The sequence below is a fragment of the Limnobacter sp. UBA3528 genome (assembly GCF_002377005.1).
Taxonomy (GTDB): domain Bacteria; phylum Pseudomonadota; class Gammaproteobacteria; order Burkholderiales; family Burkholderiaceae_B; genus Limnobacter.
In genome coordinates this window covers 449-21,181 of sequence record NZ_DFOZ01000011.1, presented here as the reverse complement: position 1 = coordinate 21,181, position 20,733 = coordinate 449, and the positions used below count along the sequence as shown (strand labels likewise).

The window sequence follows — 20,733 nt, the reverse complement described above, 5'->3', positions numbered from 1 at the left end:
CTGGTTGTTCAGTCATTAAAAAGCCCCTCACATCGAGGGGCTTTTTGTTTATGCTGCCTGCATGAACTATTCACATTTTGCTGACTTGGTGCTCTTGATCCACTTTGCCATTGTGCTATTCGTGGTGGGTGGCTTGCTGCTGATCGTATTGGGCAATTTCTTGCGTTGGTCTTGGGTCAACCACTGGTGGTTCAGGGCCATGCACTTACTCGCAATTTCAGTGGTTGTTCTTGAAAGCTGGCTGGGCATTGAATGCCCGCTCACCACACTTGAAAACTGGTTGCGCCTGCATGCAGGGCAGGGGGTTTATCAGGGCAGCTTCATTCAACACTGGGTTCACGGGGTCATGTTCTATCAGGCCCCAGGCTGGGTGTTTGCCTTGGCTTACACCCTGTTTGGCCTTGCTGTTGTGGCGGCTTGGTGGCGCTGGCCGCCGCAGCGAATTTGTAGTTAATACTTTGTTTTTGGTTCATGCATTGCCTTGGCAATCGCTTGAATCACCACATCATGGTGTGTGGTTTGTTGGGCAATTTCCGTTGTCTTGGTGGCCTTGGCTTTCTCGCATTCGGTCATCGGTTGATTCACCGGGTTGTTTGCCAAAGCAAGGGTGGATGCTGTGCTTATGGCGATTGCAAAGCAAGTTTGTGCGAATGTTTTCATGGCGGTCTCCAGTGGTTGAAGATTCGGCACGACCTCGTACCGAATCCAGTTCCACTGTGCGACCTTTCGAATGACAAACTTCCCACTGCATGATTACAGTTGTGTCATTCTGGTCTTACCAACCCCCAATGCTGGCGCCCGCTGCGTCAAACCCGCCAATTGCACCATCGGAAAACCAGCCGGAAAAGTTCAGCCATTCCGTGGTTTCGGTCACCAGCACGGTGGGCAGCTCAGTGGTCAGATTCGTGGCTTGGGCCAGGCCAATGCCAGCCAAAACAATCAGCAAAATTAATGTTGTCCTGAGTGCCTTGTTTGCGGTTTCAAACAGGTTCCAGTTCAGGTCCAGGCCAGTGAGGTTTTCGGGCCATTCGTTCATGATTCACACTCCTTTTGAGATGGTGTGAAGTCATGGTATTGATGTACATTGTGCAAATAAACTACCGGTATCGAATTACACCATTGCGCCATGAGCAACAATTTCAATGAACTTCAAGCAGCTGAAACTTTCCTGATGGTGGTCAACACAGGTAGCTTTGCGGCTGCGGCCAAGCTGAAAGGCGAGAACCCGTCCAGTATCAGCCGAGCCATTGCGCAGCTCGAGGCCCATTTGAATATCCGTCTGCTTAACCGCACCACGCGGCAGGTCAAAATTACCGAGGCAGGCGAAATTTATAAACTGTATGCGCAGCGCATGCTGGAAAGTCAGCAAGAGGCGCGTGATGCGATTACCCAACTGCAAAGCGGGCAGCCGCACGGAACCGTTCGTATCAGCCTTCCGGTGATCGTGGGCGAAAAGATTCTCGCACCCCGCCTGCCTGAATTTCATGCCAAGTACCCCGATGTGCAACTGCAAGTGGACCTCTCCAACCGCAACGCAATGATTGTAGAAGAAGGCTTTGACATCGCTTTGCGTGTTGGCTTGTTGCAAGACTCCACCTTGCGGGCCCGCAAAGTGGCCACCATTTGGCGAAAGTTGTATGCCGCGCCTGCTTACCTTGAAAAGCACGGTGTGCCGCAAACTCCGGCCGATCTGGTACACCACCAGTGCATTGCATTTTCTCAGCGCGGAGACCAAAAGGAATGGGAGTTCTGGCCTAAAAACGGCGCGCAGCCCAGTCAAAAGCACCGGGTGATTTCATGGCTTACCTGTTCCAGTCCAATGATGGTGGTGCGTGCCATTCAGTCGGGTTTGGGTTTGGGTCGAAGCGCAGACTGGATGCTGCAGGGCGCCTTGGCACGTGGCGAACTGGTTGAAATTCTTGCAGATTGGTATTGCGACAACCCGGCCACAGGCGGTTTGCCCATGTACTTGGTGTTTCCACCGGGTTTAAGCAGCCAGTTGTCCCTGAAAACCCGGGTGGTCGCCGACTTTCTGGAGCAAATTGTTCGCACAGAATTCAAAAAGGCAGATTAAACCGCATTTTGCTGACAGCGAATCTTTCAGCCATCGGCTACATAGCTGAACAACAAAAAATATTCTCGGAGACACAATGCTCGGCAACACCTGCATCACGATCGGTATGGGTTTAAGCCTGACCGTGGAAGATTTTCGACGCACCGCATCACACCCCCGGTTGCGATGGAACTGTAAATCAACGAAGCCGTGAAGCAGGCGGTGATGCGCACATGGAATTTAACTTACACCTTTGGTAAGTACCTTTCCCCAACTGCGGAGGCATTTTGTTATTTCATACTGGAGCGAGGTGAGCCCTTTTTGATCTCCGAATTTCAAGAGCATCACCTCAACCTGATGCAAAATACAATCAAGCCTTGACGGCAAGCAAACCTACTTGCCTGCCGCTGCCTTGGCAACATACTTGGACAGCACTTTGATCTGCTCTGCCGTCAAACTGTTTTTGTAAGAAGGCATTTGTCCCAAGCCATCCCGCAAGGCCCTGGCCACTTGGTCTTCGCTGGGTTTCAGTTCATCCAGTACCGGCCCTATTGCCCCTTCAGAACCTGCATCTGCCAAGGTGTGGCACACAGCGCAAGCAGGCACTGCTTGAGAGGTGAAAAGTTTCTTACCCAAGGCCATGTCTTCTGCTTCCCCTGCCGAGGCTGCTGTTGCAAAGGACAGCACCAGGCCGAGCATCCATACAGTCTTTGATATCATGCCACACTCACTTTGATTGAATGGTCCAGCCAACTGTTGTTGTTGTAACCACTTTTGTTTTCAACACGGGCTTCGGGCTGGCTTTCACCGCTTGTGTCGGTCGCGCGGCTGGCCAGCTGGTATTCACCCGGCTTCAAATCGGCTTCCAGTACAAACTGGCGCCATGCATATTTGCCAAGGTCTGGACCTACAAACTTCGCAGCAGTCCATGTTTTCCCGCCGTCAGTGGACACCTCAACACCCTTCACTGCATGGGTACCCCCGAAGGCCACACCGTGGATTTGAACGCGCCCAGCCTTGATGGCGCCATCCTCCGGCAAGGGTGCGTTGATCCAGGACTTGATCGACATCTGTTGAACCGAAGGCAGGTCTGGACCAGACGTGCCCCCGATGGGCGTGATCCGGTAACCGTGCGACATGATCTTGGCCTTGGTTTCCTGTTCGGTGAATGCCAGGCGCTTGATGTACTTGATGTTGTTCACACCGGTAAAGCCCGGCACGATCAGGCGCAAAGGTCCGCCATGTGCCAGGGAAATGGGTTCGCCATTCATTTCCCAGGCCAATAGTGCGTCTTCCATGGCATCAGCCGACACAGATCGTTCCACAATTACACTCAAGGGATCCAGCCCGTCTGGCAACTTTTCACCACCTGTTCCTGTCATGTATTTTGCACCTGCTTTCACGCCACCGTGGGCTTGAACCAGTGCGCGAACGGGTACGCCGCTCCACACCACACAGCCAGCCGCGCCCACTTTCCAGGGGGTGCCGCTTGGTTTGTGCGGGAAGAATCCACGCCCGTTTCCGGAGCACTGCAGCACCATGGCGGTTGTCTCAAGCCCCATGGTTTTCAGTTCGGCCAGTGTCAATTTTGCGGGTTTGGCAACCCCGTCAATTTCCACCACCCAGGCATCCCGATCTTTCAGGATTTCAGCATCGGGAGGTGGTAGATTGTTGCGAACAAACAGTTGGTCGTTGGGTGTAATAACGCTGGTGCCATAGGCGCTTCGTTTGGTCTCCAGTGTGTTGTTGCTATGTACGATAATGTCGCCAGGAATTTTCCAGTCGGCGTAACCCGGCAGGGGTTTTGCGTCTGCGGCAAAACCAAGTTTGGTCCAGCTGGCCAGCCCCGCCATGGCCATGGCCGCGACAGTACCCTTAAGCACATGTCTTCTGGCATTCGATGAAATTGTGTTTGACATCTCGTTCTCCTTTGGTTTGTTTTAACTGCTTTTTGCTTCAATCAATGCACGGTTCGCGGCTGAAATCGCCTTCTCTTTCTGTGCAACCATTACAACTGCCTTGCCATCTGCGTTGTGCCTGACCTGCCAGTACACATCACGCCACCAGCCACTGCCTTGTGGAATGTGAACACCTTCCTCAAAGGCAAACAGGGTGACCATGCCGCCCTTCTCAAAAAAGGTTGTCAAGTGATACGCCAAATTTCCGTCGATATCGCAAGGGCGCATCAGTTGCGCGAAGCCGGGCACTGGCTTGTTGGCGGGCAAGCCAAACTTTGGCATCAGTTCTGCTGATGTTATGAACTGTCCCCTCAGGGTTCGTTCGTAATATTCATGCTCAATAGCTCCGCGGACCAGTTCCGGTGGGCGAAGCGCAAAGAACCCGCCGCCCACCATTGCGAACAGGCCCAGTGCCAACAAACCGCTGACAAGCGGCGTGCGCCAATAGCGTTCGCGTTTGTACAGGCTCGAGGGGGCTTCGCCTGGCTGGTACGCCAGGGACAATTCAGCACGGGCATTCAGATCGAACTCGCTGTCGATTGATGCGTCAGGAAAAGTGTTGCGAGGGTCATCCATCTTTAGACCGAAGAAGAGTAGTAATTTTGTTGGACGAATCAACGGGAGGCGCAGGATTCATGACCTGCTTCAACGCGTCGCGCGCACGGGCCAGTCTGGACATCACGGTGCCTGGCGCAATTTCAAGTGCCTCGGCAATGGCCATGGTGCTCATGTCATCGAAGTAATACAGCACCAGCACTTCGCGATGAATGGGTGCAATTCTGGCCAAGGCCCGAACTGAATCAATACGGGAGTCGCTGTCTGGCGCGAACTGATCAATGTTGCCGTTTGCTTCGTCGTCCAGTCGCGAGGTTTTTGGTTGTGCGTGGCGGATCACGCAGCGCCGCATGATGCGAAACAACCAGGCTCGCGCCAGGGATTCATCTTTTAACTGTTTGCGATGCTTCCATGCCAAAAAATAAACATCCTGAACAATGTCTTCAGCCAGCACCTTGGAGCCCGTCAACGCCCATGCACTGCGCATCAAAAAGCGGTAATGCTCTTTGACCCACTGGTTGTATCTGCTTTCGGCGCTGGACAGAAAAAGGCTCATAGTCGTATAAGAGCACAGATGCGAGCATCTCATTCCATGGTTTGCAAAATAAAAAACCGGTTGCCACAGGGGGATGCTTAAAATGTGAACTCAAGTCCATGTGGGCGCAAATTGTGGTGGGCGGTTTGCTGTTGATTGCGTTGGGCATCGAATGCCCGCTGACCTCGTTCGAGAACTGGCGGCGGCCTGGTGGCGATGGCCGCCAAGGTGATTGGAACTATTTGATCGGTCGGGTGCAAAAAGGCGGAAAAAACGTCAATTTGCTGACAGCGCATGGGTTCGGCATCGGCTACATTAGCTGAACAACAAAAAATATTCTCGGAGACACAATGCTCGGCAACACCTACATCACGATCGGTTTACCGGTTTCCCTTTTTATCATCATGATCGGTATGGGTTTAAGCCTGACCGTGGAAGATTTTCGACGCATCAAAGAACAGCCCAAAGGGGTGATCGTTGGTACAGTGTTGCAACTGCTCGGTGTGCCTTTGCTGGGGTTTGCAATCGGCGGTCTTTTCGGCGGCGGGGTCATGGCGGCTGGTCTGGTTTTGTCGGCGGTCATGCCTGGCGGCACCACTTCGAACGTCCTGACTTACATGGCCAAAGCCAACCTGGCTTTGTCCATCACCTTGACTGTGATTGCCAGCCTGTTGACAGTGCTCACTATTCCCTTTTACATGTCCTACGCGCTTCCGCTGTTTGTCGGGGCCAACACCGAGCTGCAACTTCCTTTTCTGAAAACCCTCATTACCATGATGGTGATCGTGATTATTCCGGTGTGTATTGGCATGTTTGTTCGTGCCAAGAAACCTGAGTTGTCCCAGAAATTTGAGCCAGCAATCAACAAGTTTGCGGTGTTTGTGCTGGTTGCGATTATTGTTTTGATCGGGGTGAGCGAATCTGAAAATATGCCCACTTGGTTTGCTCAGGCCTGGATGCCTGTCGTCGCTTTGAATTTCGCCGCAATCGCCCTGGGTTTGTTGGGTGGAAAGCTCAGCGGTTTGAATGCCCGTGACAGTCTGACCGTTTCAATAGAGATGTGTGTCAAGAACTCTACGCTGGGTTTAACAATTGCATTGTCTTTGTTGGGTAACGCGGAAATTGCTGTCCCAGTCGTTGTTTATGGGCTGTTGATGTATGTCACTGTTGCTTTGCTTTGTTGGTACGGCAGAAGACTTCCCAACTGATTTGCGACCAAATTCTTCCAAACTTCTGGATAGGCCGCACTTCGGTGTGGCCGAACCCGGCTGTTCCGGGTATAATTCTCGGCTAGCTGAATGATTCTTAGGCAAAAAGCCTGCGCGGGTGTTATTTGTCCCCGGGTGTTTTGTCGCATCTATTGGAGTTTCCCTTGTCGAAATTAGTCGCAAGCGCCCACCCGCGCGCCTTGCTCGCGCTCGCAGACGGCACAGTATTCGAGGGCATTTCTTTTGGCGCCCCCACCACGAAAGTGGGTGAAGTGGTTTTCAACACCTCGCTCACGGGCTATCAAGAAATTGCCACCGACCCATCGTATTGTCGTCAAATTGTTACCCTCACCTATCCGCACATCGGGAATGTGGGCACCAACCCGCAAGACGAAGAATCCTCAGGGCTTCATTTGTCAGGTCTGGTCATCAAAGACCTGCCCGAACTGGTGTCGAACTTTCGTTCAACGCTGCCGTTGGCCGATTACCTGAAAAAGCATGGCGTACCAGGCATTGCAGGCATTGATACCCGCAAGCTGACCCGTATTCTGCGTGAAAAAGGTGCCCAAAATGGCTGCCTGTTGACCGAGGACAGCGGCGAAACTTTCAGCGCTGAACGCGCCATTGAATTGGCCAAAGGCTTCCCTGGCTTGGCCGGCATGGACCTGGCCAAGGTGGTTTCCTGCACCGAGGTTCATGAATGGGTTGAAGGCGAATGGGCCTTGGGCGTGGCCGCTGAAGAACCTCATTTCCAAACCGGAGAGCGTCCGCACCACGTGGTGGCGTTCGACTACGGCGCCAAGCGCAATATTTTGCGCATGCTGGCCCAGCGCGGCTGCCGTGTCACGGTTGTGCCTGCACAAACGCCAGTGGAGAAAGTACTCGCCTTGAACCCCGATGGTGTGTTCTTGAGCAACGGCCCAGGCGACCCCGAGCCTTGCGACTATGCAATTTCCGCCATCAAGCACATTCTGGACAACACCAAGCTGCCTGTATTCGGTATTTGTTTGGGTCACCAGTTGATGGCTTTGGCCAGCGGCGCCAAAACCATGAAAATGAAGTTTGGCCATCACGGTGCAAACCACCCGGTTCAAGACCTGAAAACCAAGCGCGTGGCCATTACCAGCCAGAACCATGGTTTTGCGGTCGATGCCGACTCATTGCCTGGCAACTTGCGTGTCACCCATGTGTCGCTGTTCGATGGCTCTATTCAAGGCCTTGAGCGGACCGACCGGGCTGCCTTCTGCTTCCAGGGTCACCCGGAAGCCAGCCCAGGCCCACACGATCTGGCTGAATTGTTCGACCGTTTTATTTCAGACATCAAGGCAGCCAAAGCCTAACCGGCCCCAAGTGCACACCTTCGTCTGAACCGTATTGAATTTTTTAAAATTAAAGGGAAGTTATGCCAAAGCGTAACGATCTAAAAACAATCCTGATCATCGGCGCCGGCCCCATTGTGATTGGTCAGGCCTGCGAATTCGATTACTCAGGTGCCCAAGCCTGTAAAGCGCTTCGCGAAGAAGGTTACAAAGTGGTGCTGGTCAACAGCAACCCGGCCACTATCATGACCGACCCGGAAATGGCCGATGTCACCTACATCGAACCCATCACTTGGCAGGTTGTTGAGCGCATTATCGAAAAAGAGCGCCCCGATGCCGTGTTGCCCACCATGGGTGGTCAAACTGCATTGAACTGTGCGCTTGATCTGGCCAAGCACGGTGTTTTGGCCAAATACAATGTCGAGTTGATTGGCGCGAAAGAAGAGGCGATTGAAAAAGCCGAAGACCGCTTGAAGTTCAAGAATGCCATGACTAGCATTGGTCTGGATTCTGCAAAAAGCGGTGTGGCCCATTCCATGGAAGAAGCGCTGGAAGTGCAGGCCCGCATTGCCAAAGAAGTAGGCAGCAATGGCTTCCCGGTCATTATTCGCCCCAGCTTCACCTTGGGTGGTACCGGTGGCGGTATCGCTTACAACGCCGAAGAGTTCGAAACCATTTGCCGCCGTGGCCTGGAAGCCTCGCCCACCAACGAGCTTCTGATTGAAGAAAGTCTGATTGGCTGGAAAGAATACGAAATGGAAGTGGTGCGCGACAGCGCCGACAACTGCATTATCGTGTGTTCTATTGAAAACCTCGACCCCATGGGCGTGCACACCGGCGACAGCATTACCGTAGCGCCTGCACAAACACTGACCGACCGCGAATACCAGTTGATGCGCAATGCCTCCATTGCCATTCTGCGCGAAATTGGCGTAGATACTGGTGGTTCAAACGTGCAGTTCTCGATCAACCCGGCCAATGGCCGAATGATCGTGATTGAAATGAACCCTCGCGTGTCGCGTTCGTCTGCACTTGCTTCTAAAGCAACCGGCTTCCCGATCGCCAAAGTGGCAGCCAAGCTGTCTGTGGGTTACACCCTCGATGAGCTGAAAAACGATATCACTGGTGGTTTGACACCCGCGTCGTTCGAGCCATCGATTGACTACGTGGTTACAAAAATTCCACGTTTTGCATTCGAAAAATTCCCAACAGCCGATGACCGCCTCACCACACAAATGAAGAGTGTGGGCGAAGTAATGGCCATGGGCCGCACATTCCAGGAAAGTTTCCAGAAGGCCCTGCGTGGCCTGGAAGTGGGTGTGGACGGGTTGAACCAGAAAACAACCGATCGCGAAGTGATTGAGCGCGAGCTGGGTGAGCCCGGCCCGGAGCGTATCTTCTATGTGGGCGATGCTTTTGCCCAAGGCTTTAGCCTGGAAGAAGTGCACCAGCTGACCAAGATTGACCGTTGGTTCCTGATCCAGATTCAAGACATTGTTGAAACCGAACTTGAACTGGAAACGAAAACCCTGGCTGATTTGACTGAGCCGGTTTTGCGGCTGCTCAAGCGCAAAGGTTTCTCCGATCGTCGTTTGGCCTATTTGCTGGACGTGTCCGAAGCGGAAATTCGCAAGTTGCGCCACCAGCACAATGTGCGCCCCGTGTACAAGCGCGTGGACACCTGTGCGGCCGAATTCAAAACCGGTACGGCCTACATGTATTCCACTTACGAAGAGGAATGTGAGGCTGCGCCTACCGACAAGAAGAAAATCATTGTGCTGGGTGGTGGCCCCAACCGCATTGGTCAGGGCATTGAGTTCGATTATTGCTGCGTGCATGCTGCCATGGCACTGCGTGAAGATGGCTATGAAACCATCATGGTCAACTGCAACCCGGAAACAGTTTCAACCGATTACGACACTTCCGATCGCCTGTACTTCGAGCCATTGACGCTTGAAGACGTGCTGGAAATTGTGGCCATCGAAAAGCCTGTCGGCGTGATTGTTCAATACGGTGGCCAAACGCCATTGAAATTGGCGAAGTCACTCGAAGCCAATGGTGTACCCATTATCGGTACCAGCCCTGAAAGCATCGACATCGCCGAAGACCGCGAGCGTTTCCAGAAGTTGTTGACCAAGCTGAACCTGCGCCAGCCGCCTAACCGCACCGCGCGCACTGAAGCCGAAGCCATTGCCCATGCTCAGGAAATTGGTTACCCCTTGGTGGTGCGCCCAAGTTATGTGTTGGGTGGTCGCGCCATGGAAATTGTGCATGAGCAGAAAGACCTTGAACGCTATATGCGCGAAGCCGTGAAAGTAAGCAATGACAGCCCCGTGCTGCTCGACCGCTTCTTGAACGACGCGATTGAAGTAGACGTGGATGCCTTGTGCGACGGCCAAACCGTGATGATTGGCGGTGTGATGGAGCACATTGAACAGGCTGGTGTGCACAGTGGCGACTCGGCTTGCTGCTTGCCCCCGTACAGTCTTTCGGCTGACATGGTGACTGAATTGAAACGTCAGTCCGAACTCATGGCCAAAGCCCTGAATGTGATCGGCTTGATGAACGTGCAGTTCGCCATTCAAAACGACACCGTGTATGTGCTGGAAGTAAACCCCCGCGCTTCACGCACCGTGCCTTATGTGTCCAAGGCGACGGGCAAGCAATTGGCCAAAATTGCAGCGCGCTGCATGGCGGGCCGTACTTTCGCAGATCAAGGCATCACAGAAATTCCAGTGCCCAAGTACTTCTCAGTGAAAGAAGCCGTGTTCCCGTTCGTGAAATTCCCGGGCGTTGACACCATTCTTGGCCCTGAAATGAAGTCGACTGGTGAAGTCATGGGCGTGGGCCGTACATTCGGTGAGGCTTTTGTGAAGTCGCAACTGGCTGCTTCAGTCAAGCTGCCCGAGGGCGGTACAGCCTTTATCAGCGTGAAAACCGAAGACAAGAAGCACACCGTGAAGCTTGCCAAGGGTTTGATCGATCTGGGCTTCAAGATTATTGCAACGCGAGGCACGGCAGCGGCCATTGCTGAAGGTGGTATTGAATGCACCGTGGTCAACAAGGTGCTGGAAGGTCGCCCGAACATTGTCGATATGCTGAAAAACGGTGAAGTCCAGTTGGTGGTGAACACGGTTGAAGAGCGCCGAAGTGCGATCAACGACAGCCGTTACATTAGAACCACTTCACTGAGTTCTCGTGTTACGATCTTTACAACCATGGCAGGTGCATTGGCTTCAGTCGAGGGCATGAAACACCTCGGCGCAATGGACGTTTACAGCGTTCAAAGCCTGCATGCGGAACTCTCCGCTTAATCTGCCTGTCTGAACCTTTAAGCCGTCTCATAGCAATGTTTGCTATCAGGCGGCTTTCCATTTGCAGGAACAACTGAATTTATGGCCACTATTCCATTGACCGTCAAGGGTGCTGAAAAGCTGAAACAAGAATTGCACCGCCTGAAAACCATTGATCGCCCCGCAGTGATCAATGCCATTTCCGAGGCGCGCGCGCAGGGCGATTTGTCCGAAAACGCCGAATACGATGCAGCCAAGGAAAAGCAGGGTTTTATCGAAGGGCGCATCAAGGAAATTGAAGGCAAGATGAGCAATGCGCAGATCATCGACCCCACCAACGTGGACGCCGAAGGCCGCGTGGTGTTCGGTGCCACTGTAAAACTGGAAGATATTGAAGCCGGCGCAACTGTTGAGTACCAAATTGTGGGTGACGATGAGGCAGACATCAAGGCTGGCCTTATTTCCATCTCCAGTCCGATCGCACGTGCCTTGATTGGCAAGTACGAAGGCGATGTGGCCCATGTTCAGGCTCCAGGCGGTTTGCGCGAATACGAAGTACTGGAAGTGAAGTATATTTGATGTTGAATCAATAAAGGAGTTCAGGAACAATGACTTGGCGCGGTTTTCGGGGTGCGGAACTGGCGTTCTGGGCAATTTGGCTCGGGGCTTTGTGGTTCATGGCCATTCTGGTTGCGCCAGGTTTGTTCAAGTGGTTGCCGCGCCCTGAGGCTGGATTGGTAGCCGGCCGGTTGTTTTACATGCTGGCCCTGTACTCCCTGGTGAGTAGCGCCGTATTGCTGGCCTTGTCAAATTTTGCTGGCGAGTTGCGGGCCAGTTTTCGGCTCAGTGGTTTGATGGCTGTTATTTTGGCAGTAAGTGTAATTGAGCTGGCCTGGCTTCAGCCCTACATGAATACCCTGCGTGCGGCCATGGCTGATTTGCAAGGTGACGAGCTGGCGGCCATGCGCAGCCAGTTCGGCAATATGCACGCCATTTCAAGCGTGCTGTATTCCGTCAAAATGATTGGGGCTTTGGTGTGGGGCCTGAACCGGTTTGGTGTCAAACCGGTTTCGACTTCAGTAGGATAAATCAGGCCTTCGACGCAAACTGACGCTTGGTTTGGCGCGGTCCCTTGGGTTTAGGTCGGCTTTTGGCTTTGGCTTTTTCGGAGTCTTCTGCTTTGGGGCGGAACAACACCAGCAACTTGCCGATGTGTTGAACCAGGGCTGCGCCAGTTTCATCGCAAATGGCTTGCGCATACTCAAGGCGTGCTTCCCGGTCGTCGCCCGCAACGCGTACCTTGATCAGGCCGTGTGCGTTCAGGTTCATGTCGATTTCTTTGACAACGTTGGGTGTTAAGCCCTTGTCGCCGATCAAAACTACCGGATCCAACGCATGGGCCTGGGCTTTAAGCGCCTTTTTCTCGGCGGGTGTCAGGGTTACAGCTGTGGTGTCCGTCATATTAATTTTTCACTCGGTTGGGTAATCGGTGGCTAAAAAGAAGAAACTCAATAAAAACTGGTTGCATGACCACATCAACGACCCTTACGTGAAAATGGCCACGAATGCGGGTTATCGAGCTCGCGCTGCCTTCAAATTGAAGGAAATCGCAGAGCCGGAAGGATTGTTGAAGCCGGGCATCAAGGTGGTCGACCTGGGCAGTGCGCCAGGAAGTTGGTCGCAGGTGCTTCGGGAAGCCTTGGTCGGGCCCGGTGGTGTCATCAACGGCCGTATTATCGCACTGGATCTGCTTCCAATGGAACCAATTGCAGGTGTTGAATTCATTCAAGGGGATTTTCGCGACGAAGCGGTGCTAGAGGACCTGAATCAACGCTTGGGTGGCGAAAAACTGGATTTGGTGGTTTCTGACATGGCCCCCAATCTTTCCGGTGTTGCCGCGGCCGATTCAGCCCGCATTGAACATGTGTGCGAGCTTGCCATTGATTTTGCACTGAATCACCTCAAGCCCAATGGAGCCCTGATCGTGAAGATTTTTCATGGATCCTCTTACAGCAATATTGTGCACCAGATGAAGCAGGTGTTTAAAAGCGTATCGCCGCGCAAACCCAAGGCCTCGCGAGATCGTTCTCGTGAAACCTTTTTGCTTTGCAAGGGTCTTAAATAGGTATTTTGCAGCATCATGATCCAAGTGATTGCGATTGTTAATCCACACCATGAAATAGTGTGATGGCGTATTTCATTCGCTTGGGTTTAAAATGGACATCCTGTCCCCATTTCCCTAGGGTGGTGGCAGAGTCCTCGAGGAGAAGTGGCATTGAATAATTCGTTTTCCAAAGCAGCAGTTTGGTTGGTTGTAGCGCTGGTGCTCTTTACTGTGTTCAAACAGTTTGAAGGGCAGCAAACACGCTCCAACGAAATGACCTATTCCGAGTTCATGCAGGATGCGCAAAATGGACGCATCAAGAGCGTGATCGTTGAAGGCCGCACCGTGCGTGCCCTCACCACCGACGACCGTGAGCGCGTGGTGTATTCACCCGGCGACATCTGGATGGTGGGTGATCTGCTGAAGTACGGTGTGCAGGTGCGCGCCAAACCCGAAGAAGAACCCTCTTTGTTGATGAGTCTGTTCGTCAGCTGGTTCCCCATGATCCTGTTGATTGGCGTGTGGATTTTCTTTATGCGTCAAATGCAGGGCGGCGGCAAGGGCGGAGCGTTCAGCTTCGGTAAAAGCCGTGCCAAGTTGCTGGATGAAAACACCAACCCGGTTACTTTTGCAGACGTGGCCGGTTGCGACGAAGCCAAAGAAGATGTGCAGGAAATGGTGGATTTCCTGAAAGACCCCACAAGGTTTCAAAAGCTGGGTGGCCGAATTCCACGTGGTGTACTGATGGTGGGTTCACCAGGTACCGGTAAAACCTTGCTGGCCAAGGCGATTGCGGGTGAAGCCAAAGTACCTTTCTTCGCGATTTCCGGTTCTGATTTCGTTGAAATGTTTGTGGGTGTGGGCGCAGCCCGTGTTCGTGACATGTTCGAACAGGCGAAGAAGCAGGCACCTTGCATTATTTTCATTGACGAAATTGATGCGGTAGGGCGCCAGCGCGGTGCAGGTTTGGGTGGCGGTAACGACGAACGCGAGCAGACCCTGAACCAGATGCTGGTTGAAATGGACGGTTTTTCGACCGACCAGGCGATTATCGTGATTGCGGCCACAAACCGCCCCGATGTATTGGATCCAGCTTTGCTGCGTCCAGGCCGTTTTGACCGCCAGGTGGTGGTCAGCCTGCCCGATATTCGTGGTCGTGAGCAGATTTTGAAAGTGCACATGCGAAAAATTCCAATGTCGCCCGATGTGAATGCATCTGTGTTGGCGCGTGGTTGCCCTGGTTTTTCAGGCGCAGATTTGGCCAACCTGGTGAACGAAGCTGCTTTGTTTGCTGCACGTCGAAATGGCCGTGTGGTTGAAATGAACGACTTTGAAAAAGCCAAAGACAAAATCATCATGGGCGCCGAGCGCCGCAGCATGGTGATGCCCGAAGAGGAACGCCGCAACACGGCTTACCATGAGTCGGGCCACGCTGTGGTTGCCAAGTTGATGAGCAAAACCGACCCTGTGCACAAAGTGACCATTATTCCGCGGGGCCGTGCTTTGGGTGTGACCATGCAGTTGCCCGAAGGTGACCGCTACAGCATGGACAAAGAACGCATGCTGTGTACCATCGCTGTGCTGTTTGGTGGTCGTATTGCTGAAGAAATTTTCATGAACCAGATGACCACTGGTGCATCGAATGACTTTGAGCGTGCAACAGCCATTGCCCGCGACATGGTGACGCGTTACGGCATGACCGAGGCCCTAGGCCCTATGGTGTATGCCGAAAACGAAGGTGAGGTGTTTTTGGGCCGCTCTGTGACCAAGACCACACACATGAGCGAGCAAACCATGCAAATGGTGGATGCTGAAATTCGCAAGATCATTGATTCCCAGTACAAAGTGGCTTGGGACATCCTCGATCAAAACCGTGACAAAGTACACGTCATGGCCAAGGCCTTGTTGGAATGGGAAACCATTGATGCCGATCAAATCAATGACATCATGGAAGGCAAAGACCCGCGCCCACCTTCAACTGGCGGTAGTACACCTCCTGCGGGCGGCAGCCCCAGTTCCAGTGGTGGCGGTGGCGAGAAGGTTACACCTGCGCCTCAGCCTGCACCTGCTGCGATGAGTGTGAAAGCAGATTAAACGCTGCTGAGTTTGTTAAACATGAAAGCCGTTGGTTTTGCGACCAGCGGCTTTTTTGTTGGCTTCGCGCGGCAGTGTTCTGGGTAACGCTTCTGCAGCGCTTTACGAGTCTTAGGTGCTGAGTCGCTTTGCCTAAGCAATGCTTCTCATCCGGCTTGACGCTTCTTGCTTGGGGCATGCGAAACGCGAGCGCGTCTTCGCATCGGTTCCTAGCGGAACCGCCCCGCGCTACGAAGCCGCCGGGAAGCCTTGCAAAGCCGGCAAGGCGGCACAGCGCCCAAGCCTCGCCCGAACTAACGCCAGCAGCGCCAACGCCCGCGCTAGTAGGCCAGTAAGCCAGTACGCTAACTCCGTTGCCGGTACGCACCTGAGCGGGCCCAGGCAAACGGATAAGCTGTGAGCGCAGCAGGCGAACTGAGCTGCTGCTATGCCGTAAAATGGTCACTACAGCAACTTACAAGGCAGCACATGGTTCGCACTTGGAAAGCAGGTCGTTTCGAGCTTACCTACACCCACGGCAAGCCCCTGATTATGGGTATTGTGAATGTAACCCCCGACTCATTTTCGGATGGCGGGCGGTACAACCAAACCAGCCTGGCCATTGAGCATGCCCGCAAGCTGGTGGAGCAGGGCGCGCAAATTCTGGACATTGGCGGGGAGTCGACCCGCCCAGGTGCGCAGGGCGTTGATGCCGACGAAGAATGGGCGCGTGTTGCAGACGTTCTGAAAGAGTTGATGAACTGGAATATGCCCTTGTCCATCGACACCATGAAAGCCAATGTGATGGCGCGTGCCGTGCATTTGGGTGTGGATATTTTGAACGATGTGAACGGTTTTCGGGATGCGGGTGCGGAGGCGGTGCTTGCGCAGTCGAATGCAGGAGCGGTGGTGATGCACATGCAAGGCGAGCCGCGAACGATGCAAAAATCGCCCCAGTACACCAATGTGGTCAGCGAGGTTGAGGGGTTTTTGAACCAACGCATGGTGGCGCTTGAGCAGACAGGTGTGCAATCCAGCCGTGTTCTTGTTGACCCTGGCTTTGGTTTTGGCAAAACACTGCAACACAACATTGATTTGCTGAAAGCAACACCTTTGTTTTCAACCTTGGGTGCGGGCGTGTTGGTGGGCGTATCGCGCAAGCGCATGATTGCTGAGCTAACCGGGCAAGCCGACCCGGGTTTACGTACTGCGGGCTCGGTGGCTGCGGCTACCTATGCGGCGCAACATGGGGCGGCTGTGTTGCGGGTGCATGATGTGCGTGAAACTGTGGAGGCTTTGAAAGTGGCCTTCGCCTTGAATCAATGATGCAGGCTGCCAGCGTGCTCAAGCTGCCCACGATTTTCGTGAGTGTCGCAGCGTATTGCGAGCCCCATCTGCATTTGACCATTCATCAATTGTTTGCCAAAGCAACTTATCCGCAGCGAATTTATGTGGGTTTGGTTGATCAGTCCGAGCAGTTGAACCCGGCATGGTTAAGTCAGTTTCCTGCGCGTAAAAACATCAACTATGTGGGCTTGTCGCCTGTTGATTCCCGCGGGGTTAGTTGGGCGAGGTCGATCGCTTTTTCTTTGTACAACGATCAGGATTATTTGCTGCAAATTGATTCTCATACTTTGTTTGATCCAGCTTGGGATGAGTTGTTGATTGATCAACTGCAGCAACTGCAGACCGCGCACCCAAAGCCTTTAATTAGCACATACCCTCCAGGTTTCCGGTTTGATGTGCAGGGCAGGGCGGTGGCGGATGAACCTTCAAAATCGGATGAGATATTTTTCATTGATCGCGATCCTGGCAGTGTATTGACGGCAGATCGAGCGGTGTTGCAGTTCCGGGTGGTTCGCAAGCGGACTGAGCCGCCCGAAGTGACCCACCTTCCCGGTTTTCATGTGGGGGCGTGTTTTCTGTTCACGACCGGCGATTTTACCCAGCAGGTGCCGTACGACCCCTATTTATATTTTCGGGGTGAGGAGCAAAGCCTGTCCCTGCGCGCACATGCCAAGGGTTATCAGGTGTTTCACCCCCGGCACAATCTGATTCCGCTGTATCACCTGTATAAAGAAGTGGGCCGAGTGGTTGAAGGCCAGCATTGGCACCCCGACATGGAGGCCAAGCGCCACACCGCTTTTGGCTGGTTGCAACAGCGCTCCAACGAACGCACCAACGCCTTGTTCACGCCGGGCGCTGATTTGGGGGTGTACGGTATTGAGAATCCGGCGCACCTCGAAAGCTTTTGTAAATTAAGCGGGATCGATTACCTGGGGCGCAGCGCAGTTCCCGTAAAATCAGACTTATAAACATTATTCACCTATTGTAGATATTCCATGAGCAGACAATATTTCGGTACCGATGGCATTCGCGGCACAGTGGGACAAAACCCCATGGTTCCCGATTTCGTGTTGCGTTTGGGGCAAGCCGCCGGCACGGTGCTGGCCAAACACGAAGGTGATGGAAGGCGCCCGCGTGTGTTGATTGGCAAAGACACCCGCGTGAGTGGCTATTTGCTGGAAAGTTGTCTGGAAGCGGGTTTTACTTCGGTGGGTGTAGATGTCGTGATGGTGGGGCCGATGCCCACTGCGGGTGTGGCCTATTTGGCACGCGCCTTGAATATGTCGGCTGGCGTGGTGATCAGTGCGTCCCACAACCCTTACCAAGACAATGGCATCAAGTTTTTCTCGGGTGAGGGCACCAAATTGCCCGATGCCTGGGAAATGGAAATTGAGGCACAACTGGCGCTGAATGCGCCTTGCAAGTCGTCAGAAGAGTTGGGCAAGGCCAAGCGCTTAAACGACGCTGCGGGCCGCTACATCGAATTTTGTAAAGGCACCTTTCCCCGGGACAAACACCTGCGTGGTTTGAAAATTGTGGTGGATTGTGCCAATGGTGCAGCCTACCAAATTGCGCCTGCGGTTTTCCGTGAACTGGGGGCCGATGTGGTGGTGTTGGCCGATCAGCCCGATGGTTTGAACATTAACCGTGGTGTGGGTGCCACCTATCCTGATTTCGTGGCCAGGGCTGTGTTTGAACACAAGGCCGATTACGGTTTTGCGCTGGATGGCGACGCGGACCGCTTGATTTGCGTCGATGGTAGCGGCCGAATTTACAACGGCGATGAGTTGTTGTTTGCCTTGGTGGCCGAGCGCTTGCACATGCAGGGCAAGGTGGACGGCGTGGTGGGCACTTTGATGAGCAACCTGGGGCTTGAACTGGCCTTGAATAAACTGAATGTGGGTTTTGAGCGCGCCAAGGTGGGTGATCGCTATGTATTTGAAAAACTGCAGGCCAATGGCTGGCAGTTGGGGGGTGAAAGTTCAGGGCATTTGTTGGTTCTTGACCGCCATTCCACTGGTGACGGCATTGTGAGTGCCCTTCAGGTGCTGCGCGCTGTGCGCAACCTGGGCCTGCCCCTGGCCGACATTTTGAAGCCCGTGGCCATGCTGCCACAGGTGCTTAAAAACGCCCGTTTGCCGGTTGGGTACGATTGGGCCAACGATGTGAAAGTGCAGGGTGTATGTGAGGCTGTGAAGGCTGAGTTGGGTGGCAATGGTCGTTTGTTGATTCGTCCTTCTGGCACCGAGCCTGTGTTGCGCGTGATGGTGGAAACGGCCGACAAATCGACAGCCAATCGCCTGGTCGATTCCATTCTTGAAGCCTTGCCCAAAGCCTGATTCAGCTTTACTCAGCTTGCCGGAAGCGTTACCCAACTGCACACCTGTAAGTCTTTTACAGAGTGTTGAAGGTAGCGCCCCTGCCGAACTTCATACCGACCATATTGAAAGGTGACGCCAGCCGCTTGTTGTTGGCTGGCGTACTTCAGGGCTGAATCCAGATTGTTCTCGTGCGGCAGGTTGAGTGGCGAGTAATTTTTCGGATAACCCTCCAGGTAATAGCCTTGCGCTGTTTGAATGATGGCGCGCTCGCCCTTCAAGCGATTGAGGTTCAATCGCAGATGCGTGTCGCTGGCACCGCCGCCGGTTTGGCAAGATACGATGTCATAGCCCATCAAAATCAGTTTTGAGATCAGCCGATGAATGGTCTCGCTGTCAGATAACTTGTTGGATTCAAAAATAATTTGATGCGGCCATTGTCCGGGTTTCGCATCGCTGAAAAAGTCATTCAGTATGACTGCATCATGGCCTTCGGTGTCGACCTTGAGCATGAACACCCCGTCAACTTCGTGTTGTTTAAAAACGGTTTGCAGTCGAAGGCACGGTACTGCCTGGGTCACCAAAACTTCTTCTTGGGCCAAGCCTGTTTTCTGAAGGTGTTTTGTCACTGTGGGGTGAGGTGCGCCGATTGAATTACAGCCGCGAAGCCAGTTGGGCAGTTTGTGTTTTGCCAGAGTTTGAGGTGGTATGAAATAGACATTTACCGAGCCTTCAACATTGGAGATGGCCGCGTTGATTTTTTTACAGCCTGGGCGATTTGGAAGGCGGTCGATGTAAAGTGATATGGGATCAATGGACAGGCCGCGCGTATTGGGGCCCGCCGCCTGAATCAGGGTGTTGAAGTCGGAGGTGCCAATTTCAATGAAGTCCAGGAACATAATGTTTTCAGTCAGATTTCAGTAAAGAAATGATGCAAATAAAAGAAATATGCCGATATTTGCCGAGCCAGGTTTTCAGTGTAATCAAGCCTGAACCGCATTCGCTCTGCTTGCCCGGATTGTTGGTATTTTTAATCCTTGCGCAGTCTGCGTGGGCCAAGCCTCACCCCAAAGCACTTTACACCCACAGTGTGGCTGAAGGGGTGTTCAGGGTTTTCTACACCACCGAAGGCAAACATGCCGTTCCTCCAGATGACCGGAATGGCAATGGGGTTCCCGATCGAGTAGACGATATTTTTGTGCAACTAAAGGCTGCGGATTGGTTATATCAAACCCAGCTGAATTTGGTTCCGCCTTTGAAACACCCGAGATACGCTCAAAGCGATGGAATCGAGGTGCATATTCAGCACTTCGACCAGGGTACAGGCCTTGCGTTTGATGAGCCCACCAAACCCAACTGGTACGAGGGTCAGTCCTCCAAGGCCTTTACGCTGAAAATAAAAATTGGTTCACAGGTGGACCCTCGCCTGAGCACTACGCCCGCCCATGAACTGTTCCATGTGTACCAATACGCCTATTCGCCCTTTAAAACCAAGTGGTTTACCGAGGGTATGGCCAGGTGGCTGGAGGAGCCTTTTTCCCGGCAAACCCAGTTTGCAGTGCCGCCCTCGCCATCCACCTGTCGGGAGTTGACTGGCATGGCTTACAACGCGAATGGGTTTTTTGCCCAGCTTGCAGAGCGGCAAGTGAGCGGGTTTGATCGGGCAGCCATTGCCGATGAATATCGGCAGTTTGTGTATTCAGATGGCAGCCCGGCGATCAGAAACCGATCGGTTTTCAAGTTTCGCCCAGTTAAAACATGGCTGGAACGTGCTGCTGAGTTGGGAGCGAAGGAATCGCGCAAACTTGGCGTAGTTGAAGGCAAATGGCCTGAGCCCCTTCAACGCAGCGCCCAATTTGACTTAACGCTGTGTGAGGCCTTGACGAAACCTTGAAATCAACATAAAATTCCGCTTCTTTGTCGGGGCATAGCGCAGTCTGGTAGCGCATCTGGTTTGGGACCAGAGGGTC

General features: G+C 53.3%; 22 protein-coding genes. 14 read left to right on the top strand and 8 right to left on the bottom strand.

The window, feature by feature from the left end; all coding sequences use genetic code 11:
* Positions 1-61 precede the first annotated feature (61 nt).
* The gene (locus B4N58_RS02450) at positions 62-454 is read left to right on the top strand and encodes a DUF2784 domain-containing protein (RefSeq protein WP_291745455.1); all 393 of its coding nucleotides are present in this window, start codon (positions 62-64) and stop codon (positions 452-454) included.
* Here the strand turns inward: B4N58_RS02450 and B4N58_RS02445 are convergent.
* On the bottom strand, positions 451-660 hold the full coding sequence (locus B4N58_RS02445; protein ID WP_040512957.1) for a hypothetical protein: 210 nt from the start codon (positions 658-660) through the stop codon (positions 451-453). The two genes, B4N58_RS02450 and B4N58_RS02445, sit on opposite strands and share 4 nt — an antisense overlap.
* A gap of 115 nt (positions 661-775) precedes the next feature.
* A complete protein-coding gene (locus B4N58_RS02440; RefSeq protein ID WP_138517562.1) occupies positions 776-1,036 on the bottom strand; it encodes a hypothetical protein in 261 nt (86 codons plus the stop codon).
* A 90-nt stretch (positions 1,037-1,126) separates the two neighbouring features.
* Here B4N58_RS02440 and B4N58_RS02435 point away from each other — a divergent pair, with 90 nt between their 5' ends.
* Positions 1,127-2,074, top strand: coding sequence for a LysR family transcriptional regulator (locus B4N58_RS02435; protein ID WP_105028378.1), 948 nt, complete (start codon positions 1,127-1,129; stop codon positions 2,072-2,074).
* A gap of 372 nt (positions 2,075-2,446) precedes the next feature.
* On the opposite strand, the gene B4N58_RS02430 is transcribed toward B4N58_RS02435, so the two are convergent.
* Genes B4N58_RS02430 through B4N58_RS02415 form a run of 4 tightly spaced genes read right to left on the bottom strand, consistent with a single transcriptional unit; the run spans position 2,447 to position 5,122 of the window.
* Positions 2,447-2,773: a c-type cytochrome gene (locus tag B4N58_RS02430; protein ID WP_105028379.1), complete on the bottom strand. Its 327-nt coding sequence runs from the start codon at positions 2,771-2,773 to the stop codon at positions 2,447-2,449.
* Positions 2,770-3,972 carry a sulfite oxidase gene (locus B4N58_RS02425; protein ID WP_105028380.1) on the bottom strand — a complete coding sequence of 401 codons (1,203 nt, stop codon included), beginning with the start codon at positions 3,970-3,972 and terminating at the stop codon, positions 2,770-2,772. The genes B4N58_RS02430 and B4N58_RS02425 overlap by 4 nt, the downstream gene beginning before the upstream one ends.
* Positions 3,973-3,993: 21 nt before the next feature.
* Positions 3,994-4,587 carry a hypothetical protein gene (locus B4N58_RS02420; RefSeq protein ID WP_138517564.1) on the bottom strand — a complete coding sequence of 198 codons (594 nt, stop codon included), beginning with the start codon at positions 4,585-4,587 and terminating at the stop codon, positions 3,994-3,996.
* The gene (locus B4N58_RS02415) at positions 4,580-5,122 is read right to left on the bottom strand and encodes an RNA polymerase sigma factor (RefSeq protein ID WP_291745449.1); all 543 of its coding nucleotides are present in this window, start codon (positions 5,120-5,122) and stop codon (positions 4,580-4,582) included. Before B4N58_RS02415 ends, B4N58_RS02420 begins: the two co-directional genes overlap by 8 nt.
* 98 nt (positions 5,123-5,220) lie before the next feature.
* Here B4N58_RS02415 and B4N58_RS02410 point away from each other — a divergent pair, with 98 nt between their 5' ends.
* The 6 genes from B4N58_RS02410 to B4N58_RS02385 all read left to right on the top strand — a co-directional run bounded on the left by B4N58_RS02410 (position 5,221) and on the right by B4N58_RS02385 (position 12,009).
* Positions 5,221-5,424 (top strand): hypothetical protein, encoded by a 204-nt coding sequence (locus B4N58_RS02410; RefSeq protein WP_291745447.1) that lies wholly within the window; start codon positions 5,221-5,223, stop codon positions 5,422-5,424.
* A 27-nt stretch (positions 5,425-5,451) separates the two neighbouring features.
* The gene (locus B4N58_RS02405; RefSeq protein WP_008250335.1) at positions 5,452-6,309 is read left to right on the top strand and encodes a bile acid:sodium symporter family protein; all 858 of its coding nucleotides are present in this window, start codon (positions 5,452-5,454) and stop codon (positions 6,307-6,309) included.
* 164 nt (positions 6,310-6,473) lie between these two features.
* Positions 6,474-7,649, top strand: a complete 1,176-nt coding sequence (carA, locus tag B4N58_RS02400; protein WP_040513056.1) for a glutamine-hydrolyzing carbamoyl-phosphate synthase small subunit — start codon at positions 6,474-6,476, stop codon at positions 7,647-7,649.
* Between the two features lie 62 nt (positions 7,650-7,711).
* Positions 7,712-10,942, top strand: a complete 3,231-nt coding sequence (gene carB, locus B4N58_RS02395) for a carbamoyl-phosphate synthase large subunit (RefSeq protein WP_008250339.1) — start codon at positions 7,712-7,714, stop codon at positions 10,940-10,942.
* Positions 10,943-11,023: 81 nt separating this feature from the next.
* On the top strand, positions 11,024-11,500 hold the full coding sequence (gene greA, locus B4N58_RS02390; protein ID WP_008250341.1) for a transcription elongation factor GreA: 477 nt from the start codon (positions 11,024-11,026) through the stop codon (positions 11,498-11,500).
* Between the two features lie 29 nt (positions 11,501-11,529).
* The gene (locus tag B4N58_RS02385) at positions 11,530-12,009 is read left to right on the top strand and encodes a DUF4149 domain-containing protein (protein ID WP_008250349.1); all 480 of its coding nucleotides are present in this window, start codon (positions 11,530-11,532) and stop codon (positions 12,007-12,009) included.
* A 1-nt stretch (position 12,010) separates the two neighbouring features.
* Here the strand turns inward: B4N58_RS02385 and yhbY are convergent, their stop codons facing one another.
* The gene (gene yhbY / locus B4N58_RS02380; RefSeq protein ID WP_008250351.1) at positions 12,011-12,382 is read right to left on the bottom strand and encodes a ribosome assembly RNA-binding protein YhbY; all 372 of its coding nucleotides are present in this window, start codon (positions 12,380-12,382) and stop codon (positions 12,011-12,013) included.
* Positions 12,383-12,410: 28 nt separating this feature from the next.
* Between yhbY and B4N58_RS02375 the strand changes: the two genes are divergently transcribed.
* The 5 genes from B4N58_RS02375 (at position 12,411) to glmM (ending at position 18,784) form a co-directional block, all read left to right on the top strand.
* Complete coding sequence (locus B4N58_RS02375) at positions 12,411-13,046, top strand: RlmE family RNA methyltransferase (RefSeq protein ID WP_008250353.1); 636 nt, start codon at positions 12,411-12,413, stop codon at positions 13,044-13,046.
* Between the two features lie 150 nt (positions 13,047-13,196).
* On the top strand, positions 13,197-15,119 hold the full coding sequence (gene ftsH, locus B4N58_RS02370) for an ATP-dependent zinc metalloprotease FtsH (protein ID WP_291745440.1): 1,923 nt from the start codon (positions 13,197-13,199) through the stop codon (positions 15,117-15,119).
* Positions 15,120-15,587: 468 nt separating this feature from the next.
* Positions 15,588-16,424, top strand: a complete 837-nt coding sequence (gene folP / locus B4N58_RS02365; RefSeq protein ID WP_291745438.1) for a dihydropteroate synthase — start codon at positions 15,588-15,590, stop codon at positions 16,422-16,424.
* The gene (locus B4N58_RS02360; RefSeq protein WP_291745436.1) at positions 16,421-17,413 is read left to right on the top strand and encodes a GlcNAc-transferase family protein; all 993 of its coding nucleotides are present in this window, start codon (positions 16,421-16,423) and stop codon (positions 17,411-17,413) included. The genes folP and B4N58_RS02360 overlap by 4 nt, the downstream gene beginning before the upstream one ends.
* Positions 17,414-17,440: 27 nt before the next feature.
* Positions 17,441-18,784, top strand: a complete 1,344-nt coding sequence (gene glmM, locus B4N58_RS02355; protein WP_291745434.1) for a phosphoglucosamine mutase — start codon at positions 17,441-17,443, stop codon at positions 18,782-18,784.
* Positions 18,785-18,795: 11 nt separating this feature from the next.
* Here the strand turns inward: glmM and B4N58_RS02350 are convergent, their stop codons facing one another.
* Positions 18,796-19,662, bottom strand: coding sequence for an FkbM family methyltransferase (locus tag B4N58_RS02350; protein WP_291745433.1), 867 nt, complete (start codon positions 19,660-19,662; stop codon positions 18,796-18,798).
* 110 nt (positions 19,663-19,772) lie between these two features.
* Between B4N58_RS02350 and B4N58_RS02345 the strand changes: the two genes are divergently transcribed.
* On the top strand, positions 19,773-20,657 hold the full coding sequence (locus B4N58_RS02345; RefSeq protein WP_156799615.1) for a hypothetical protein: 885 nt from the start codon (positions 19,773-19,775) through the stop codon (positions 20,655-20,657).
* Positions 20,658-20,733: the final 76 nt, after the last annotated feature.